At 48.6% G+C, this 19,333-nt stretch carries 15 protein-coding genes; 11 read left to right on the top strand and 4 right to left on the bottom strand.

The features are described 5' to 3' along the window. The first annotated feature begins 99 nt into the window (after window positions 1-99). The 7 genes from QUB14_RS17795 to QUB14_RS17765 all read left to right on the top strand — a co-directional run bounded on the left by QUB14_RS17795 (window position 100) and on the right by QUB14_RS17765 (window position 5,477). Window positions 100-717 carry a TIGR04282 family arsenosugar biosynthesis glycosyltransferase gene (locus QUB14_RS17795; RefSeq protein WP_333218397.1) on the top strand — a complete coding sequence of 206 codons (618 nt, stop codon included), beginning with the start codon at window positions 100-102 and terminating at the stop codon, window positions 715-717. Window positions 718-1,141: 424 nt separating this feature from the next. Continuing rightward, on the top strand, window positions 1,142-1,858 hold the full coding sequence (locus QUB14_RS17790; protein WP_333218396.1) for a TIGR04283 family arsenosugar biosynthesis glycosyltransferase: 717 nt from the start codon (window positions 1,142-1,144) through the stop codon (window positions 1,856-1,858). A gap of 114 nt (window positions 1,859-1,972) precedes the next feature. Further along, window positions 1,973-2,482, top strand: a complete 510-nt coding sequence (locus QUB14_RS17785) for a photosystem I reaction center protein subunit XI (RefSeq protein ID WP_333218395.1) — start codon at window positions 1,973-1,975, stop codon at window positions 2,480-2,482. Window positions 2,483-2,539: 57 nt separating this feature from the next. Then, window positions 2,540-2,656, top strand: a complete 117-nt coding sequence (locus QUB14_RS17780) for a photosystem I reaction center subunit VIII (RefSeq protein WP_006633218.1) — start codon at window positions 2,540-2,542, stop codon at window positions 2,654-2,656. Between the two features lie 337 nt (window positions 2,657-2,993). Then, the gene (locus QUB14_RS17775; RefSeq protein ID WP_333218394.1) at window positions 2,994-3,548 is read left to right on the top strand and encodes a hypothetical protein; all 555 of its coding nucleotides are present in this window, start codon (window positions 2,994-2,996) and stop codon (window positions 3,546-3,548) included. A gap of 137 nt (window positions 3,549-3,685) precedes the next feature. Continuing rightward, the gene (locus QUB14_RS17770; RefSeq protein WP_333218393.1) at window positions 3,686-4,573 is read left to right on the top strand and encodes a hypothetical protein; all 888 of its coding nucleotides are present in this window, start codon (window positions 3,686-3,688) and stop codon (window positions 4,571-4,573) included. A 187-nt stretch (window positions 4,574-4,760) separates the two neighbouring features. Continuing rightward, on the top strand, window positions 4,761-5,477 hold the full coding sequence (locus tag QUB14_RS17765) for a DUF2996 domain-containing protein (RefSeq protein WP_333218392.1): 717 nt from the start codon (window positions 4,761-4,763) through the stop codon (window positions 5,475-5,477). Between the two features lie 166 nt (window positions 5,478-5,643). Here the strand turns inward: QUB14_RS17765 and QUB14_RS17760 are convergent, their stop codons facing one another. Beyond that, entirely contained in the window at window positions 5,644-6,465 is an 822-nt protein-coding gene (locus QUB14_RS17760; protein WP_333218391.1) for an alpha/beta hydrolase, read from the bottom strand. Between the two features lie 114 nt (window positions 6,466-6,579). Further along, the gene (locus tag QUB14_RS17755; protein ID WP_333218390.1) at window positions 6,580-7,305 is read right to left on the bottom strand and encodes a lysophospholipid acyltransferase family protein; all 726 of its coding nucleotides are present in this window, start codon (window positions 7,303-7,305) and stop codon (window positions 6,580-6,582) included. An 840-nt stretch (window positions 7,306-8,145) separates the two neighbouring features. Here QUB14_RS17755 and QUB14_RS17750 point away from each other — a divergent pair. From QUB14_RS17750 to QUB14_RS17740, 3 genes are all read left to right on the top strand, one after another. Then, window positions 8,146-8,460, top strand: a complete 315-nt coding sequence (locus QUB14_RS17750; RefSeq protein WP_006633212.1) for a hypothetical protein — start codon at window positions 8,146-8,148, stop codon at window positions 8,458-8,460. A gap of 129 nt (window positions 8,461-8,589) precedes the next feature. Further along, on the top strand, window positions 8,590-10,317 hold the full coding sequence (locus QUB14_RS17745; RefSeq protein ID WP_333218389.1) for a succinate dehydrogenase/fumarate reductase flavoprotein subunit: 1,728 nt from the start codon (window positions 8,590-8,592) through the stop codon (window positions 10,315-10,317). A gap of 227 nt (window positions 10,318-10,544) precedes the next feature. After that, window positions 10,545-14,585 (top strand): AAA domain-containing protein, encoded by a 4,041-nt coding sequence (locus QUB14_RS17740; protein ID WP_333218388.1) that lies wholly within the window; start codon window positions 10,545-10,547, stop codon window positions 14,583-14,585. Window positions 14,586-14,791: 206 nt separating this feature from the next. Here QUB14_RS17740 and QUB14_RS17735 read toward each other — a convergent pair whose 3' ends face one another. Then, the gene (locus QUB14_RS17735) at window positions 14,792-15,700 is read right to left on the bottom strand and encodes a tetratricopeptide repeat protein (RefSeq protein ID WP_333218387.1); all 909 of its coding nucleotides are present in this window, start codon (window positions 15,698-15,700) and stop codon (window positions 14,792-14,794) included. Window positions 15,701-16,282: 582 nt separating this feature from the next. Here QUB14_RS17735 and QUB14_RS17730 point away from each other — a divergent pair. Continuing rightward, window positions 16,283-17,530, top strand: coding sequence for a hypothetical protein (locus QUB14_RS17730; protein WP_333218386.1), 1,248 nt, complete (start codon window positions 16,283-16,285; stop codon window positions 17,528-17,530). An 85-nt stretch (window positions 17,531-17,615) separates the two neighbouring features. Here the strand turns inward: QUB14_RS17730 and QUB14_RS17725 are convergent, their stop codons facing one another. After that, window positions 17,616-18,791, bottom strand: a complete 1,176-nt coding sequence (locus QUB14_RS17725; RefSeq protein ID WP_333218385.1) for a homocysteine biosynthesis protein — start codon at window positions 18,789-18,791, stop codon at window positions 17,616-17,618. Window positions 18,792-19,333 lie beyond the last annotated feature (542 nt).

Below are 19,333 nucleotides of genomic sequence, written 5' to 3'. Positions count from 1 at the left end.
AACATCGATCGGCAATCTGTGAATCAGTTGTCCGCTCCTTCTCTTCTCTGGCTATGCGCCTCTGGGGTTTCAGCCTTTAAAACTCATGAACAACTATAAATGATGTCCGAAAAACTGATTGTTTTCACCCGCTATCCCGAACCGGGAACAACCAAAACTCGACTTATTCCGGTGCTGGGAAAAACAGGCGCTGCCAACCTTCACCGCTTGATGGCCCAACGGACGATCGCCTGCGCTCTCTCTCTCGAAAAATCCCGCCGATTATCGGTAGAAATTCACCGATCCGGCGGCAGCCAACAACTGATGCAAGACTGGTTGGGAAGTGATATTATTTGTGAAAACCAAATAGACGGCGATTTGGGCGCAAGAATGACAGCAGCATTTGAAAAATCTTTTAATTCAGGGGCGGAAAAAACTGCAATAATCGGTACAGATTGTCCTGATTTGAAGGCAGAAATCATGGCACAAGCTTTTGAGAAACTGAGCCAGCATGATTTAGTTTTGGGCCCCGCAAAAGACGGAGGTTATTATCTGATAGGGTTGCGGCGATCGATACCGGAATTGTTCGGTGGCATTCACTGGGGAACCAGTGAAGTATTGGCTTGTACGCGGGCGATCGCCCAAAAGCTAGACCTCAATATTGCTTATCTTCCCACTCTTACAGATATTGATCTACCAGAAGACCTCCTCGGTTTAGATATTAATATGTTGAAATAACTAAAGTCTATTTAAGATTTCTAAATTATTAAAAACTATTATATGTTTTTTGATAAAAATGCTTGATTGTAAAACCACAACGTCATAATATAGTAATTGTATTTGTCTAACCAAATGCTGAATATCAGTAGTGGTTAGACAGCGCTTGGGACAATAGTCCCAGGCGCGAGAAAAAGTTAAAAATTAGCAAATAAATTAGCAACTAACAGCTCTGCTTTGTACGAAACCCGTCCTGGCAGATAAAAGCCCAATATAGGCGCGGGCCCGGCGTAAAAAATTAGCAACTAACAGCTCTGTTTTGTAAAAAACTCGCCCTCCCATCTTAAGGCCCCATGTAGGGGCGATCGCGGCGTAAAAAATTGGCTCTCATAACAGATAAGCTTTGTACAAAACCCGCCCTCTCTCACGGGGTGCTTAATTCTGTATGTCGCCAGAAAATCTCACTCTCAAAATTTCCATTATCATTCCAGTCTTAAACGAAGCACCTACAATTGCCCGAGTCATCTCCACCGCCCTTGAGGCCAAAAATGTCGAAATAATTGTCGCCGACGGCGGCAGCAGCGACGGTACAGCAGATATAGCAAAATCTTTGGGCGTGCGAGTTATCTCCACCGCCCCAGGCCGCGCCACCCAAATGAATGCAGGTGCTGCTGCTGCTACTGGAGATATCCTGCTGTTTCTCCACGCAGACACTCTTTTGCCTCGCGGGTACGACGATAGCGCGCGTCGGGCACTAGCTAACCCGTCTGCTGTAGCAGGCGCCTTTGAACTCAAGATTGACGCCTGCAGGCTCAGCCTCCGGCTGGTAGAAAAGGGGGTAAACTGGCGATCGAACTTTTTGGAAATGCCCTACGGCGACCAAGCTATTTTCCTCCACGCAGTTACCTTTGACAAAATCGGCGGTTTTCCCGACTTACCCCTCATGGAAGACTTTGAATTCGTGCGCCAATTGAAAAAACAAGGCCGCATTGAAATAGTACCCCAGCCAGTGCTGACCTCCGCCCGTCGCTGGCAGAAGCTTGGGGTCATCAAAACCACCGCCATTAATCAAATAGTAATCATCGCTTATTTCCTAGGAGTGTCGCCCGATCGACTCGCTTTCTGGTATAAGAGGCAAAAGAAAAATTCTTCCAAAAACTAAAGAATAGTGAACTTTTCTAAAGCTTGCTGCCAATTATGCAAATAGGAAACACCTCCCTGCGTAAAATATGACTTGAACGCCTCAACTTTATTAAACTGCGAGGACAAACAGAATATGCCCGATCCCAGAGATGCAGAGCTTATTAAACCCTTTAACGGCGACCCCTTCACGGGTCATCTAGCCACCCCCATCAGTGCTTCTGATTTCACAAAAGCATACCTTGGGAACTTGCCCATCTACCGCAAAGGACTCTCGCCCCTAGTTCGAGGTCTAGAAATCGGTTTGGCACACGGTTATTTCCTCATCGGCCCCCAAATCGTCTTCGGACCCCTGCGGGATTATGGAGAAGCAGCTAATCTCGGCGGATTATATACAGCCCTCGTCTTAGTTCTGCTTGGCACAATAGGTCTGTCTCTTTACGGTTTAGTCTCTTTCAAACAAGACAACACCAGCTACCCTAGCGCTAATCCCATGACCCCCGAGGCCCTCAGAAATTCTGAAGGGTGGAGCCAGTATACCGCTGGTTTCTTCATTGGCGGGATGGGCGGCGTCTTTCTTGCCTACTTCTTACTCGAAAACTTTAATGGCCTCGATGCCATTTTCCGGGGTTTAGTCAATAATTAGACTCGACTCCCAAATATCCCTGTTGGAACACACTAACTTTAGTTTGGAGAATTTGATATGACAGGTTCCTACGCTGCTTCTTTCTTGCCTTGGATCATGATTCCGCTAATCACCTGGCTGATGCCGGTTGTGGTAATGGGTTTGTTGTTTATCTACATTGAAAGCGACGCCTGAGCCTTACCCCTAAAGTAAGACCTAAGTTGGAAAGCCGAAGTAAGACAATTGACGAACAATTGCTCTGAAATTTCTAGATAAATCTAGAGAAAATCAGCAAAAATTGTTTTGAGATTGCTGGCTATCCGAAAACTTAGTTTCTTTACCCCCATCCCCAGAATTTATCTGTGGAGCAATCTTTCAGTTTTCTTCCTTCAAAACTCGTAATTGCAAAAAAATCCTCTGTCGGCAGGCAGAGGATTTTTTTGCAAAGAAGACAAATCATCCGATCAGAGCACACAAATTGCCAAATTCTAAGCCACAATTGTTATGGAAACCTACTAATGAGGAGACAGCGATGCAATTTTCCCCCGCACGCCGCATCTTAGCTCCATTCCTGATCTCGGTACTACTGTTAGTGACCGCCTGCGGTCAAACTCAAGCCCCCTCCCGCTGGGACAAAGCCCAGCAGGAAAGCACCCAAAAACCTGCTAAAGCCAAGCAGACAACTGCTGACAAATCAAGTGCTAGTAATCAAAACCTGCCCAAGAAGGCAGTTGCAGGCGGTAAGTTAAATAAATATTTCCCCTCTTCTGGCGGTGGATTCGATCGCGTTTTTGCTCAAGAAAAATCCGGTTTTGCTGAAGCTAAGCTGAACAAAGGCGGTAAAAATGTCGCGGTTCTCTCGATTAACGACATCGCCGGCAACCCCAGCGCAGGTGCAAAATTTAAGCAAAGTACCAAGCAAATCAGTGGCTATCCCGCCGTTAATCAGGGTGCTAATGGTACCGCTGTTTTAGTGGCAAATCGCTATCAGGTGAAAGTTCAATCACGCACTACCTCTTTTACCGCTAGCGATCGCGAAGCTTGGCTGTCAAAATTTAACCTGGGCGGCCTCGCCCGCCTCAAGTAGCAATCTCTTTTGTCAAACTCCGCGCCCGACTCAAGTCTGGCGCTATCACCACTAAGTCTGCCACAATGAGACTGTGAAGTTTTGCAATCGGCCAAAAGTAATACCTTTGATTTTCGTTCCAGCATAAGGAGTTTTTTGTGAGCAAAACAGTCTTTGAATTAGTCGATCAACTGCCTCAAGACAACATGACTGTCAAAGCCCTGCGAGCGCTTGACTTTGTGGTTCCCGGCGAGTGGAACAATTTAGTTGGCTTTGAAAATACAATTCGCACCGTTACTGGCGAAACTGACGAAGAACTGATTCAGCAAATCGGCGAGCGCGCTATCTACCTCTTCAACGATAAATCAGAGGGCTACCAGCGCGCTCTTTGGCTCTACCAAACTATTGACAACGCCGACAAGGCTTTGGGCACTGCCGCCCTCGCTAATAAGGTTGCGGAAAATGTCTCGTTTTTGTCGTTCCTCGGCAATATCACTCCCAAGGCAGAAAAAGCTCAAACGATCGACCTTTCTTTGAAGTTAGTCACTGAGTTGCTCGCGTTTTGCCAAATCAACGGCATTCCCGGCGACAGCATCGGCGATTTTGCCGCATCCTTGGGTGACTACGGCGGCGAATCCCTGATGCGGATGGCTGCTTTGGTGTGTTTTGACGGTTTGATTCCTTTGGGGCCAGACTTTATCATGGCAACTCAGTCTTGGATTCAAAAGCTCTCTCCTAGCGATTTGCAGTCCAATCCGTCATTTAATGCGATCGGCGGCATGATTCCTGGGGGCTCTCCCGCAGGCCAACTCGGCTTTATCGGCGAAAGCTTTAACTCGGTTTCTGGCTGGATGAGCTCTTTTGTGGGCGATCGAGGTTTGACTCCCCAAAACGTACTCGGCAACTTGCAGAATTTTGTAGAAATTTCTGCTGACAAGGTGGACTACGTGGGCGCATTCCTCGATATGACTACCAACTACTACGAACATACTGGTGTTCAAACTCTCGCCCGCCGTTTGATTGAACGAGCTGTCGCTGAGATTTAGAATAACCAAAGGAGTTGTGATATTGGCAGGCGATCGCCCTCTGAGAGTGTTTTGAGTTCAAATTTTTTGGAAAGAGCAATTCTCTCTCGGTTGGTTTTCGATAAGCAGTGTGCGCGATCGCAAAAGTCGATCGCCCCCACCTGCACTCACAACTCCTTTTACCGATCACTTTTAAAAGGAAGCGTTAATGCCAGAAGAACCGCAAAACCCTACCGCTGGAGAATCGGAAACTCCCAGTGCTTCGATCGAGAACGCCCCGAGTTCCGACGAACCCGAGACAAGCGACTTTCCCAGCACTGACAAGCCTCAGCCGACTGCTAAAAAACCCGCAGCCAAGAAAGAACCGAAAAATCCTACCGCTGGCGAATCCGAAACTCCCAGTGCTGCGATCGAGAACCCCCCGAGTTCCGACGAACCCGAGACAACCGACTTACCCAGCACTGACAAGCCCCAGGCGGCGGCTAAAAAGCCTGCAGCCAAGGCCGAAGGCGACAAGCCCCCAGCTAAAGCTAAAAAGGAAAAAGCACCTGCTGTTGAAGACAAGCCCTTTGCGGAATTTATTCAACAAGATTATTTGCCCGCTTTGCAAACTGCTTTGACTAAGCAGGGCGTTAAGGATTTAGAGGTGAGTTTGGCCAAGCAAAAATTCCCAGTTGCGGGCATGAGTTCCGCCGGGGATTGCTGGCAGGTAATTGGGAAATTCCAAGAAGGTCAGCGCCAATTTAACCTATATTTTCCTCAAGAAAATATTCAAAGTCAAAGGGCGTTTTCCTGCGCTGAAAATAATACCAAAACTAGCACTTTAGAGCCTTTTTTGATAGATGAGCGCAAGGTAACACTAGACCTCATGGTGTTTGGTGTCGTCCAGCGGCTTAACGCTCAAAAATGGCTAAATCTTAATTAGTCAGTAGTCATTAGTCATTAGTTATTAGTCCTTAGTGGGTTTTCTTCCGGCACTTACTAATGAGTGTCAGGGCTGGTGAATTTGAATATAAATTTTACCCCTCGCCCAATCTCTATTTTTGCCCCGACTGACTCAGAAGTGAGAAGTCATAGCTAATGACTATGGACTAATGACTATTGACTAATGACAGATTTTCTTCGGATTTTGTCAAAAAATTGCGATCTTGCATTATCCCGTAAAGATTAACATCTGTTTCTAACAAACAAGCATGACCGCTGTTAGCCAGCAGCACCATTTCAGCATTGGGAATTACCTTGACTAAAAGCTTCGCTTCTACTAGGGAAGGCAGCAACCGATCGGCACCGCTAGCAATTACTAGCGTCGGCTGTTTGATGCCGCGCAACTGATTTTCGTCAACATTAAACGATCGCACTAACGCCAATCTCCACACAGACGTGTTTTGCGGTACCGCTTGCATCGCTTCTAGCAAAGCGCGGCGATCGTCGCGCCCAATCTTTCCTAATGATGCTAATATCGGCAATAAACCGATTACCGAGAGCGGATAAAGGTTGGCCGGCAGCCACTGAGTCAGGTACGAGCCCCACTGCACCCAAGGCTGCTGTCGAAACGAAGAAGCTGGATTGACTAAGATTAATCGATCGCACAATTGGGGAGCTTCTAACATAACTTTCATCGCTAAACACCCCCCAAATGACTCGCCGCACAGATAAACCGGCCGCTTCGGCTTTCCGGCTTGCTTTTCGGCTTCAATTAAGGCAATTGTTTCCCCAACCAGTACATCCCAACTAGGCCTATCGTCGGCAGGTAAAGTTAAGCAACGAATGTCGAAATGATTGGCTAATTTAGGAATTTGGGATCGCAGCAGCAAACCGCCCCCGTCCATACCGGGCAAAAATACAAATAAAGGGCGATCGGGTTTCGGGGGTTTCGGGGTTAGGAAACGAACCTTATTGTTAGCATTTGCCATGATTCAAGTCAATCGATTTTAGATTTTAGATTTTAGATTTTAGATTGGAAATCTGACACCAGTCCACAGTCAACAGTCAACAGCCAACAGTCAACAGTCAACAAACTTACAAACTTACAAACAACCTCGTTGGAGTAATTCTGCAATTTCGCCCTGACAGTGGTCTGTGAGTTCAGCCACAACTGCTTTGGCTTTTTTGCCTTGATATTGCTGCTGTCTCTCTACAGTAATCCAGTAAGGCTGGCCGATTAAAACATTAACTCGCTGATAAATTATCACAGGATGCCACCCAGAGCGATCGAACAGCGGTTCCGAAGGATCAAAAAAACTCAACAACTTGAGCGGTACACCCGATCGTACCGAGTGTTCCTCAAAAGAACTAATCGCCACCGGCAAAACCGCCAAATCCCGCACCGGCGCCCGCAAAGCCAAATGAGCAAATCCCCGCTGAAACTTCCCCACAGTATTGGGCCCAGTCACCTTCACCATCGGTTCTGCACCCTCTGGAAACACCCCCACCATCTCCCCGCTTTGCAGCAGCGCTGTCGCTTGAGAGAAAAAATGCTGCTGTCGGTGCTCCGGTGCTTCCAAGGGGAAAGCGCCGAAAGTCGTGACAATTTCTCTCATCACCGGAACTTGACCCATGTAATGATGACAAGCAAAGCGGATCGATCGACCCAAAGCCGCCGTCAGCAGCACAGGATCTAAGAAACTGCGGTGATTGCTGACCACCAGTACCGGACTCTCCTGGGGAATCCGGTCTTCGCGGTACATAAACATCTGCGTTCCCAAACCAGCCAGGAAACAGCGCGAAATCAGCAATTTGCTCTCTGAAAACATGGGCCAAAAGACAGGTGGGACACTATAAAGGTTGATTCCATTCCCACGCAGCTTAACATTACTTTACCAAGGCAGGGCTCCCTCAAAAAGTAGACTTTCCCCTTATGCCTTGGTTTCCTAATCCTGGACGCACTGGTGGCAATCACCTTGGTTTTTTCGCGCGTTTATTTCTAGTCAGCCGGCCAAAACCCTAAAAAACGAGGTTTCTAGGCCTCGGAGTGCGTCAGCTAACTGTTTGGGCCGAATTTCCCAGTCAGAAGCAAAAATTTATCAAGTGTTGTGGCAACTTATCAGGAAATTGGGTGGAAAACCCCGTCGTTATAGGACGGCTTTTTGATACAATAGACATGGTTGTAATTCCCAAGGTGGGCGGTTGTGAAGCGGCGCCATCGTCGGCACCCTAGAACCTGAAAGCTTTTTGAGAGCAAAAAGAAGGGTAGCGAAAACCTTGTAAAACAGAGCTAGGGAATCAACGCATTCTCACCAGAAAATCAATAATTTGTTTCAGTCAAGTAGGGTGGGGCACACCCGAACTCGCTTGCTCGTATCAAGCGTACGCTTTTGGAGATAGGCTCTCTGGGGTGGTTGTGAGTTAAGCTGGTCAATTGGTGCAATTGCACGGTTGAAGAGTTTAAGGATTGCCGCAAGGACACAGCGCTTAAAGGTCAGTCGATGAATTAAGAATCCCCGTGCGTTCACGCTGGGGAGTGTCAATAAAGAATGTTTACAACAACCCCAAAACCAAGTTGCGGCAGCTAAACTTAGAAATTTACAGTCGGCATTGACGCACTGTCAAAGTATTTTTGGACAAGTCGTAATAGCAATCTCGCGAGGCATCAAATGAATAACATCCAAAACTATCGCCTTAAATGTACCCTCACCTTTGGCGACATTTACGGTCAAATCATTGTTTGGCTGATAGTCATCTTCCTAAGTCTAGCGTCGGCACTCGCCTTGTGGAGTAGCGCCCGCCAAATCTTCGCCTTGGCTACCGTCGGCTTGATTTTAGTGCTGTCTCTGCCCTTCTTGCTGTTTGCTTTCGTTACAACTCTGCTAAATAACATTGAAGTGCTTGCTGTAGAACCCGGTACGGAACCTCAACCTTCTGCAACGGGAAATCAGTCGCTTCAGAATCCTGCCGAAAGCGCCGGCTAGTCCAATTTGAAATTTTAACTTTTGATTTTCCATTCAAATCAAAAGTTAAAAAACTTCCTGCTCTTTTGGTAGGAAGTTTTTTTTTGCGTCACCATAAGTTGAGCAGAACACTCAAAACAATTAAAAAAAATGCTAGAACACGACGTAATCATTGTAGGCGGCGGTTTAGCAGGTTGCCGCGCCGCAGTAGAAATTGCTCGGACTGACCCCAGTTTAAAGGTAGCTGTCGTCGCCAAAACTCACCCGATTCGATCGCACTCCGTCGCAGCCCAAGGCGGCATGGCCTCCAGCCTCCAAAATGTCGATCCCGAAGACAGTTGGAAAGCCCACGCCTTCGACACAGTAAAAGGTTCAGACTATTTAGCCGACCAAGACGCGGTAGAAATCCTTACCCGCGAAGCCCCCGGTGTAGTCATAGATTTAGAACACATGGGAGTCCTCTTCTCCCGCCTCCCAGACGGCAGAATTGCCCAGCGCGCTTTCGGCGGACATTCCCACCGCCGCACCTGCTACGCCGCCGACAAAACCGGTCACGCCATCCTCCACGAATTGGTCAACAATCTGCGCCGCTGCGGAGTTCACATCTATCAGGAGTGGTATGTCACGCGCCTGATTTTGGAAGAAGGCCAAGCCAAGGGGGTAGTTATGTACCGCCTGCTAGACGGTCAAATTGAGGTCGTGCGTGCTAAGGCGGTGATGTTTGCTACGGGGGGTTACGGCCGAGTTTACAATACCACGTCGAACGATTACGCCTCGACGGGAGACGGTTTGGCGATGACGGCTTTAGCTGGATTGCCGCTGGAAGATATGGAATTCGTACAGTTTCACCCGACTGGTTTGTATCCCGTGGGAGTGTTGATTTCGGAGGCTGTGCGGGGCGAAGGCGCTTATTTGATTAATTCAGAGGGCGATCGATTTATGGCCAATTATGCCCCCTCGCGCATGGAATTAGCGCCCAGAGATATCACTTCGCGGTCAATTTCCATAGAAATTCGCGCCGGCCGAGGAATTAATGTTGATGGTAGTGCCGGCGGCCCCTTTATCTATCTGGATTTACGGCACATGGGACGCGAAAAAATTATGAGCAAAATTCCTTTTGCTTGGGAAGAAGCCCACCGTTTGTTAGGAATTGATGCCGTAAATCAGCCGATGCCCGTGCGCCCTACAGTTCACTATTCAATGGGGGGAATTCCTACTAATGTTAGCGGGCAAGTTCGCAGTAGTCCTGACAGTTTGGTGGACGGTTTTTTTGCAGCCGGCGAAGCAGCTTGCGTGTCTGTTCACGGCGCCAACCGTTTGGGCAGCAATTCGCTGTTGGAATGCGTAGTTTACGGCAAAGTTACTGGCGCAACTATAGCACAATTCGTACAAAATCGCAAGTTGCCTGCCGTAGACGAACAGCGTTATATTACGGAAGCAAAAGAGCAAATTCAGGCACTTGTAGAACGTCCCGGAAAATACCGCATTAATCAAATCCGGCAGCAGTATCAAGATACTATGACGGAGTATTGTGGCGTATTTCGTAGCGCCGAATTGATGCAGGAAGGTTTAAAGAAATTGCAGGATTTAGAGCGACAATATGAGGAGGTTTACTTAGACGATAAAGGCAAGTTGTGGAATACGGAAATTGTGGAAGCTTTGGAGTTGCGGAGTTTGATAATTGTCGGGAAAATGATTTTAACTTCTGCTTTGAACCGGCAGGAAAGTCGGGGAGCTCATTCGCGGGAAGATTTTACTGAGCGCGATGACGGCAATTTCTTGAAGCATACAATGGCGTATTATTCGCCTGCAGGGATTGATTTGGCTTATATGCCGGTGGCGATTACGATGTTTGAGCCGCAGGAGAGGAAGTATTAATTTGTAGGGTGGGCAAGGCCCACCATTTGTGTCAACTATAGATTCTAGATTCTTTGATCGAGAAATCCGAGTGGCGGCCCAGCAGTAATACTTGTAAAGTATGGAAAAATAAGGATTGAGAAGCTTTGCATCAGACTCAAGAGGCAGTAACAGTAATATCCATCTGGCAGATATTAGACAAGCGTTGAGAGTCTTCAGGGGATATGCTGTGGGAAAAGAGTTTTGGTATGAGCAACTTTGTTAAGGATGAGGCGAAGCGCTCGCGCTATGCTGCTGTGGAGCGAGTACGGGAGGGTTGGATTCGACGCCTAATCGATCTGTCACGGCGCAACAACCTGCTATACTATCGCGAACTTAAGAGGGGGACACTTGATTTCTCGGACTGTAACTCCAAGGCATTGAAAGAGTTGCTGACTGGCAAGACAGTTCCGTTAATTCGTCTGTTACCGCAGGCTGAAGAACTCAAAGCCGCAGCACAGGTACAGGGAATCCGCCGCCGCGCACTTGCCAACTTAGAAGAAAAGGGGCTAGAAACGCTTTTCCTCGCTTTGGGAATGGCAACTTGGACTCCAACTGATGGAGGTCGTCCGCCAGAAGCTGCTGTCCTTCTGGTGCCAATTCATGTAGATGCGCGTGGCGCAATCAAACTAAAACGTAGCGGCGAAGTCCAGGTTAACCCCGTACTGTTGCACGTACTAGAGACAGAATATGGATGCCAAGTCACGCCCGAACATCTGCTAGGGGAGGCAGAAAGCCTAGGGGAAGACGAGAGTCCAGACCTAGAAGCTGTTTATTCTGAGTTAACCAAAGCTGCCTCTGAAGTAAAAGGCTTTGAGATTAAAACCCGGGCAGTCCTCAGTAATTTCTCTTTCCAAAAGATGGCGATGGTGAGAGACCTGCGCGATCGCTTGAGTGAGATGGTAGCCAATGATATGATTTCCGCGATCGCTGGGGACATGAGAGCCCGTCAAAATGTCCGGGGTACGACTCAAAACATTGACCTTAGAGAACTCGATCGCATCTCACCAGACAACGAATTTCTCGTCTTCGATGCCGACTCAAGTCAGCAGCAGGTGATTCATGCAGCTCTGGCAGGGCGAAATGGAGTCATTCAAGGCCCTCCCGGTACAGGAAAAAGCCAGACCATTGCTAATCTGATTGCCACCTTAGCCGCATCAGGACAGCGCATCCTGTTTGTTGCTGAAAAGCGTGCCGCTTTGGAAGTGGTGAAAACTCGATTAGAGCAAAAAGGACTGGGGCATTTATTGCTTGATCTACACGGTGCAGCTATCTCGCGGCGAGAGGTATTACAGCAAGTAGCAGAAAGCTTGACACTGGTACGCAATATTTCCCCAGCAGACACCGGCAATCTCCACCAACGCTTTGTCGATCGAAGGAAGCGGCTCAATGACCATGTAGCACGACTGCACGATAAGCGCCAACCATCAGTTAAGAGTGTCTACGAGATTCAGGCTGAGCTTTTGTTGCAATTTTCTGAATCGGAGCGGATCAATATCCGCTTTCGCGGTGTCGAACTTAATCGACTCAGTGCAGAAAAGGCTGGCACTGTAGAGCAACTCCTGGCAGAAATAAGTAGTGGAGAATTAACCAGTCTCTTTCTTGGCGACCATCCCTCCCCTTGGATGAAAGTCAAGTTATTGTCGGGAAACGCTGCGTTGCTGGCATCTGATGTAGTGCGGAAGATTGCTAGAGATCGTTTACCAGCATTTTATGAGTGCCTAGAAACGCTCATTTTTACTACCAAGCTAGAGCCACCTACTAACCTTAACGAAGCCGAGCAGCTAATAACACTCATCGAAGATGTTGAAAAAACCCTCTTTCTCTATTCGGAAGATATTTTTAAACAAGACCTAGAAAAGCAAGTCAATGCGCTGTCACCATTAAGAAACGGTTTCATCGCAGAGAACTTGGCATGGCTCTTTGATAGCAACTTCAAAAATGCAATATCTACTCTTAAGAAACTACGAAAAGCTGGAGAAACCTCAAATGGGCAATTATTTCAGGAAGTAACCAAAGCATCGGAACAGTTGAGTCGTTGGCGATGGCTGTCGCGTTCGGCTTCAGTTCCGTGCCAAGTCACGTCTTTGAGTGCAGCACGAGACAACCTGAAAGTGCTCCTTACAGACCTAAATCGTATTGAACCCGATTTGGGGCAGGGTAATCTAAGTCAGTTACCGCTCCAAAATTTAAAAGAACTTTTTAATGAGCTGGCAGCAGACCTCAACATACCGCTACTGGTGGCGCGTCTTAAGGAAATTGAGCGCGAAATTGAACATTGTGGTGCGTCGTCAATTATTGCGGAATTCAGGCGGCTAAAATCTGATCCCTCCCTATGGTCGAAGCAATTCAAGTATGCCTGGTTGGCCTCCTGTCTCGACCAGGCGCGTGCCCAAGATTCAGCCTTAACAGTCTTCAATAGAGAAACTCATGAACAGTTGATTGAAGAATTTCGCGCCCTAGACCAGGAAAGAGTGAAGATCTCTTCCAATCGAGTCCGACGCGCCCATGCGGAACGTGTGATCGCTGCAATGAATGCCTATCCAGAACAGGAAGCGTTGGTACGGCGCGAAGCCGCTAAAAAAGCCCGACATCTGCCACTGCGTAAGCTTTTGGCAGAAGCTCCCGATGTTTTAACCAGCATTAGTCCCTGCTGGATGGCTAGTCCCCTCTCAGTGAGCCAGTTACTCGACGCTGACCGTCGTTATTTCGATGTTGTCATTTTCGATGAAGCCAGTCAGGTATTGCCAGAGGATGCAGTTCCGGCATTACTGCGGGCCCAAAGGGCAGTTGTCGCCGGGGATAAATACCAACTCCCACCGACAACATTTTTTGCAGGGGGTCTGGATGAGGAAGAGGAAGCCGAATCTCCATCCCCCGTTGAAGGGTTGGAGAGTCTGCTCGATTTGATGTCCTCTTTCCTGGAAACCTGGGAGCTTTTGTGGCACTATCGAAGTCGAGATGAAGCGTTAATTGCCTTCTCCAACCGCCACATTTACAACGCTCGCCTGATTACATTTCCCAGTTCTGGTGGTTCACCATCTATTTCTCACGTTCTTGTGTCGTGTATTCCCGGTCAGGAGGGTCAGGAAGAAAGCGCTTCCAGGGAAGTCCAGCGAGTAGTTGAGTTAGTGCTCCAACACGCCACTGAACGACCTAACGAAACACTTGGCGTAATTACAATGGGCATCAAACACGCACAGCGCATTGAAGCAGCCCTCGATGCAGCGCTTGGGGAACGTCCTGAATTAGCAGCTTTCTTTGACGAGGGTCGTCCGGAACGCTTTTTTGTCAAAAACCTCGAACGGGTTCAAGGGGATGAGCGGGATGCAATCCTGTTGTCTGTAGGCTATGGCAAAGACCGTTCGGGCAGGCTGGTGTATCGATTTGGCCCGTTGCTGACCAAGGGAGGGGAACGCCGTCTCAATGTTGCAGTTACGCGGGCAAGGCAGCGTATGACTCTGGTTTCGTCATTTGACCACCACGATATGGACCCGAATCGATCGTCATCGCGAGGTGTGGAACTGTTGCGACTTTACATTCAGTATGCAGCGAGTGAGGGCAAGATTCTTGGCGAAACCGAACAGTCTGGCGTGCCACTCAATCCCTTTGAAAAGGATATCTATGATGCACTAACAGGCAAGGGCATCTCGCTTCTGCCTCAGTGGGGAGTTTCGAGTTATCGAATTGATATGGTGGCGCAACATCCGCAGCAGCCCGGGCGATTTGTGCTGGCAATTGAGTGTGATGGGGCGAGTTACCATTCTCTACCAACCGCACGCGATCGCGATCGACTGCGACAGCAACAACTGGAAGCACTCGGCTGGCGCTTTCACCGTATTTGGTCAACTGACTGGTTCCTGCGGCGGGACAAGGAGATACAACGCGCTGTGGATGCTTACGAAGCTGCTGTTAAGTATGCTAACCAGGTAGATGCACAGAAGAATAAACCGACCAAGCCAGTTCCACAAACTGCCCAACCTTGTACATCCCAATCACTCACTCCAGAAATAAACTCTCCTACAGCATTGCGGGGAACGCGACCCAATGTTCCAAAACGATCCAAAATTGACGATTACACTCAGACTGAACTTATGTCGCTAATTCGGTGGATATTATCAGATGGTTGTCTGCGTACCGATGAGGAAATTTTGAAAGTAATGCTACCAGAGCTGGGGTTCAAACGCCGGGGAGCGCGAATTGATCAAGCAGTTTTTGCAGCTATTGAGAGGCTGCGTTCTTCTAGGTGAGGATGAAGTTAAAATTTTGCACTCATCATACTAAAACTGCCTTGCAGCATAGTCCTCTAACAGCTTATCCTTTAGGGAGAACCAAAATTTTCCGTCAGGATGCCGCTGCAGCTTGTAATTGGTAATTGGCGAAGAGTTTTGAATTATAAGTATTAAGTGTTGAATTTTAAACTTTTTAACTTATAACTCAAAACTTAAAACACTTCTTAAGGTTTGGGTAGCGCACCTTCTGGACTAGGAGAAGCAGCCGGTTCGGGAGTCGTCGTAGCCGCAGGAGAAGGCGAAGGAGTGCCACTAGCTAACTGATTTATTTGGTCTTTATAGTTAGGAGGAGCTAACTCAGTAGCTCGATCGAACAGCGTTTTTGCCTCATCTGTTTTGCCCTGTTCCTTCAGCACGATCGCCTTTCCTAAAGTCGGGCGAAAATCTTTGGGATTAGCCTTAGCAGATTCGTCATAAATCGCGATCGCCTCCTCGTAGCGCTTCTGCACAGCATAAACCTGTCCCAAAATCAACTGCACTGAAGTTACATCAACACTTTCTGGTTTCGCCAGATTTGCAGCCGGAGCAGCCTTCAGCGTATCTTGCAGCAATCCGATCGCAGCTTCGGGCCGCTGCTGCACCAGCAGCAAATTCACCAACCCCTGCAAAGCCTTAATTTCCCCAGGCTTAGACGCTAAAATTGACCTGTAAGCTTGAGCAGCTCCTTCGCGATCGCCCGTGCGTTCCTTAGCCTGAGCCAGCAAAATTCCGTATTCAGTAGTCTCGGGATTCAGCGAAGCCAACTTTTCCAAAGGACCGATCGCATCCTTAATGTCTCCCACTCCTTGCCCGATCAACTCCAGCCGCACCTGCAACAATCCCCGCAAAGCCGTTACATTGTCAGGTTCCCGCTGCAAAACCAATTCGTATCCCCTAGCCTGAGCTTGCAGCAACTCTGATTGCTTCTCCCCAGACTGCGCCGTCTGAGTAGGCGTTGGAGTTGACCGACTTTGCGCTTGGCTGGCCTTGAGAATACTGTCCAAAATTGGCACAAGGGAAAATCCCAAAAAAGCGATGAGCGACAGCACCACCACCACAGTAATCAACCCACGACGCTTATTTGCTTTTTCCATAATTCAACTATCCCAGCTTAAAATCTACTATTTTCTAAGAATTAACGCATCGCCCGGGGGCGTCTGCCATTTAACTAGATCCATGCAACCATAAAAGTTCTTAACTTCAAAGTCCGAACGGACAAAGCAGCCTTTTACTTGCAGCTAATATGGTAACAGACCCACAACTCCATGCTAGCTAAACAATTTTGGACACTCAGACCCGCAGCCCCAAGGACTGCGGTGTCTGTCCAATTTAGTCTGGTCAAGCTAAAAATTACCGAAAATATGGCGGATCAGGCCGTTAGGTAATTGGATTAAGTAAAATAGGCAAGCTGAATATCCTAAATGCTATTAGCCAGCAACTCCAACTCGGCGCGATCGCAGGATCGATCGGTCAGCAACTCCCAAAGTCCTTGCTCGCAAGGATTTTAGCAGCCAGCGAACCGATCGGCACTCGTAGCGTTGAAAGTTGGCGTTGACGGGTCACAACCAGACCTGCGGGCGCAAGCCCCAAGTCTGGTGCTAGTAGTTTTTAAAGCAGTTTCTTCAGTTTATTCCTAATTTCCCTTAAGGGATGTGTCTCCGCTGCAAGGAGTTTTTATGAACCCCTCTCCCAACCGGTCTTCCAAATCGTCCAAATCTACTTCAACTCGCAAGGCTCAGCCCAGCGAACAGGCCGTCAATCCGCCTAATGATCCAGATTCCATTCCTGAGACACCAGACGAAAGTTCGGTGCCTTCGGCGTCGGCTGCACCTGTTGACCCAAATCAACCGGCAACACCAACAGACGCCCCAGCGTCCAAGGATAGGCTGCAACGACCACGCTACAGTTCTGCCCCCGACAAGGACAAAACAAAGCCACAAGACCAGCCCAGCAATGCTCCTGCACCCCCCGCGCCTGCAGCGTCTTCGACACCTGTCAGCGATACTCCAGCCCTAGCAGTCGCACCGCCCGCAAACGCCGAGCCACCCGCTAACGAAAGTCCGGCCGATGAGGACATACCCTCCGTCATGCGCCAACATCCCATTCCCCCCCCCAGCGAACCCAGACAGTACCGAGCTGTTGGTTTGGTGCGGGGCCGCTACACGCAATCAGAAGAGCAATTCACCCGGGGTATGCTGATAGCTGCCGACGGAACTGCCATTGACGCCGTTTTGCTGGGTAGAGTCATGAGTTTAGTCAAAAATCACCTGGATCTGGAACAAGAACACCTGTGGGTGGTCTATCCCCGCACCAGGCAAGAAGACGGGAACTTGCACGCCCAGATTATGGGAGTTTGGGAGCCGGAAACGCTCAAGAAACCTCCCGAACCGTCCTCTGATGAGGAAAATCAGGAAGCAGCGGAGATTGAGGCTAGCGGCGAAGCATCGACCGCATCTTTGCCTCCCTCGGAACCTGATGTTGAAGATGGCTATTTTTCGATTAGAGGTGAGGTGATTTACCAATCCCAAGACCAAGAAAAGTATGTCATCGTCAAAATCAAGCAAGCTCCGCGCAAGAATGACGACAAGATGAAGTTTTTTAAGCTGAAACTCAAGGGAGATTTAGGAACAAAAGCGATCGGGTTTTTTTGGGATTTCCACGTCAAATTGAAAGCTGACAGTCTGATGATTGAGCAGGCTAATAATATTGGTGCCCTGCCGATTAAAAAGCGGAAATTCCCCCCTGGCAGCAAGCCGCCCGGTGGCTTCAAAGGAGGAGGGAAGCGTCCGTTTACTCCTAGGCCCAGCGGTGACGGTGCTCCTGTAGGGCGTCCTACCATCAAGTCCGCAGCAGCAGCACCACCGCCTGTCCCGAAGGAACCTCTTCCTAAGCCGGTTAAGAAGCCTAAGCCGATCGAGGAATGAACCAATTTTAGATTTTAGATTTTAGATTTTAGATTAGTGTGTCCAAGACTAATTTATAACCGCTAAATCGCCAATCTAAAATCGTTTATTCGAGCCGGACTTGTGCGCCCCACAAATCTTGGGGGAGAAATACTCTGTCAGTGGGTAGGGGAGCAACTGGGGCCGTAAGGGTAAATTGACCCGCTTCAATTTGCTGCTTCAATTCCAATGCTACTTGCCGGGACAGAAACATACTCGCAAGGGGGGCGGCCCGCACAGGTTTGCCCTCTATCAGGATGCGACCAGTCTTTAATTGAGCATAGCTGACTAAACCGAAGGTGGGACGAACGCGCCGGGGGATAGAGAAATCTACCACCGGCGCTACTATTTTTTTGTCGGATACTGCACAGTTGGCGACGACGGTTTCGTTTAAGACGGGAAAGGGGATGCCGACTCCCAGCATCAGGGATGGGCCGTAGTTTTTGAAGTAGCAGCCGCGCACCCATTTCGAGTTCATCTGTTTGGCGTCGCCGATGACTGCGAGGGTGGCGGCCGGGCCGATGGGGGTGCGGTTAGGCTGGCGTTTTTGCAGCGGGAAGTGCTGGGTCCCTTCCCAGGTGATGTAGCCCTGAGCGCCTCCTAGGAAGATGCGGGTGCCGATGCCGATGATTTGGAGGTCGGGGTCGTTGAGCAGGGGAGACATGGCTCCAAGGTTGGAGTAGACGGCGTTGCCGAGGTTTGGTTGCAGGGGCCCGAGGTAAGTGAACAGCGGGCGATCGCCCCCATTGACGCCAACAATAAAGTTTTGATATGCGTTGCGGGGATTGAATAAATAAAACTGGTTGATGGTATCGCGGGTAATCGTGGTTTCAAAGGAGGCGCGGGGGTAACAGTCTGTTACCTGCCCCAAGGCTCGCAACTGCACGGGTTTCCCGGCAATCAGGTCTTCGATGACGTGTCCGCCGCCCCGTTCCCGGGATTCTTCGCCGTCTTCGGCTACTTGGGTGGCTCCCAGGTACAGGTCTACTGCCCCGAAGCCGGAGTAGGCTAAAACGCCGTCTAGCCAGCACTGGCGGATTTTTATCGGCGGGTCGGTATGGCCGAGGTTGATGATTGCACCGGAGGATTCCATCGGCTCGAAGGTGCCTGCGGTAATCACATCGACTTCTTTGGCTGCTTGGGTAATGCTGGTTTCTTGAACTCTAGTTTTGAGTTCTTCGATTGTCCAGACGGTGGCTTTGCCTTGGCTGATTTTATCGTTGATTTCGTCGATCGATCTCATAAGACTATTTTAGATTTTAGATTTAGATTTTAGTGTGATGGAATGTCGATCGAGCGAATGCAGTGTTGGCGATCGACCTCCTTGTTGGTCTTCGCTATAAATTAGCTACCAACTCTGTGTTTGCAATTGCTGCCTCACCCACTGCCGCCAATACCGGACAATAGCATTATCGTCCTGAGTTTCTGAAATTTGTACTAGATGAGGATTCAGGAAGGTTGCAGGCATAATTATAAATTCGAGACTGTATTCGCACAAAAATATTATATCTGGGATTTTTAAGTTGGTAAATTTTAATCTTTCCTCCCTATACCGCCCACTTTAAAGAATTCCTATCTTATAAATTGGTTATCGATTCGATGAAACACTGGTAACATAGACTTCAATGACAAAACCTGGTGGCGGATTGTTTAAAATTTCATTTTTTTTACAAAAAATACTGTCAAGATTTTGCCTATAAAAACATGAATGTGGTTCGCTTCCTTGTTGTAAATCGGTGCTATTTAAACTCATCGAACCCAATCCTGTACTTCTCAATTAAACCT

Source organism: Microcoleus sp. B3-D2, assembly GCF_036705345.1.
In the GTDB taxonomy this organism is placed as follows: Bacteria; Cyanobacteriota; Cyanobacteriia; order Cyanobacteriales; family Microcoleaceae; genus Microcoleus.
Note: the sequence above shows the minus strand (reverse complement) of the source record. Positions and strands in the feature narration are given on the sequence as shown.